Consider the following 1,664-nt stretch of genomic DNA (forward strand, 5'->3'; position numbering starts at 1 on the left):
CGCCCCGCCTGGCCCCCGCCCCGCCTCCCGGGGCCCCGGCCGGGGCGGGGCCCCACCGCGGCGCGGAGGGCGCGCCGCGCTGACAGACCACTCGAGAAAGGGGACTCCCTTGGACATGAAGCAATGGGCCGCGGACCAGATCGCGGCCGAGAGGAAGAAGCCGCTGCCGGTGCTGTCGTTCCCGGCGGTGCAGATGATGGGGTGCACGGTGGCCGAGCTCATCGGCGACGCCGGGCGCCAGGCCGAGGCCATGAGGCTCGTGGCGGGCCGGGTGGACGCCGCGGCGAGCGTGTCGTTCATGGACCTGTCGGTGGAGGCCGAGGCCTTCGGCAGCCAGGTGCGCGTGACCGACGACGAGGTGCCCACGGTCATCGGCTCCGTGGTCGACGAGGACTCCGACCCCGACGACCTGGCCGTGCCCGCGGTGGGCGACGGGCGCACGGGGCTCTACGTTCAGGCCATCCGCGAGGTGGCGCCCAAGATCTCCGACCGCCCCGTGCTCGCCGGGGTCATCGGGCCGTTCTCGCTGGCGGGGCGCCTCATGGACGTCAACGAGGTCATGCCCCTGTGCTACGAGGAGCCGGATCTCGTCCACGCCGTGCTCGGCAAGTGCACCGAGTTCATCTGCGCCTACGCGAGCGCGTTCAAGGAGGCCGGCGCCGACGGCGTGGTCATGGCCGAGCCCCTGGCGGGCCTGCTCTCGCCCGAGCTCATGGCCGAGTTCTCCACGCCCTACGCGCGCCGCGTCGTGGACGCCGTGCAGGACGGGGAGTTCGCCGTGGTCTACCACAACTGCGGCCCGTCGGTGTCCAAGGCCCCTGAGGCCGTGGCCGCCGTGGGCGCCATGGGCTACCACTTCGGCAACGCCTCGGACATGGCCGAGATGCTCGGGCTCATGCCCTCCGACGTGCTCGTCATGGGCAACGTGGACCCGGCCGGCCAGATCCGCAACGGCACGCTGGAGTCGGTGCGCGAGGCCATCCTCGCGCTCATGGAGTCGTGCTCCAAGTACCCCAACTTCATCCCCTCCACCGGCTGCGACGTGCCGCCGATGAGCCCCTGGGAGAACATCGACGCCTTCTTCGCCGCCGTGGACGAGTTCTACGACGCGCGCTAGGCCCGCCCCCCCGGCGCCCCGATCCGCCTACTCGCCTCGCCCCCCCCCTCGCCAGGGAGGGCGGGCGCCGAGGGGCGGGCGGGGCCTCGCGCCAGGATCCTGCCCCCCGTCATCGGGCGGGGCGGAGGAGGCGCGCCTTCGGCGCCTAAGCGGCTCGTCATCACGTCCCCTAAGGCGGTCGCCCCGCCCCCGTCGCACGCCCGGTCGCCCCCCCCTCTTTCTCGCCGGACGACAGGGGGGCTTCCCTTGCCAGGGCGGGCGTCGGGGGCGCTCCCTTACCAGGGCGGGGCGGCGCGCCAGGGGGGGTGGAACGCCTTCCAGCCAGGGGGTGTCCCCCTCCTGCGTCCGCCGTGGCGCGTTCTTTGCGCCTGTACGGGCCGCGTCTATCTGCACCTGCGCAGGTCGTGTCGCTGAGACACTGTGGCGCCCCCCTCCTGCGGTCGCCTGTGTGCTGCTTCCTCCCGCTGCCATGCGGGCCGCGCCTGCTCGTCCCCTCCGCCACCTTGGCGGGCTGCAGCCGCCTGCGTGTCGCCCCGTCCCCCGCCCC

Annotated in this window: 1 protein-coding gene; it reads left to right on the forward strand. The window is 73.9% G+C overall.

The annotated features are described in order from the left end of the window. Positions 1-115: 115 nt before the first annotated feature. Complete coding sequence (locus D1643_RS10920) at positions 116-1,117, forward strand: uroporphyrinogen decarboxylase family protein (protein WP_160710631.1); 1,002 nt, start codon at positions 116-118, stop codon at positions 1,115-1,117. The last annotated feature ends 547 nt before the right edge of the window (positions 1,118-1,664 follow it).

It is taken from the genome of Enterorhabdus sp. P55 (genome assembly GCF_009911695.1).
Taxonomy (GTDB): Bacteria; Actinomycetota; Coriobacteriia; order Coriobacteriales; family Eggerthellaceae; genus Enterorhabdus.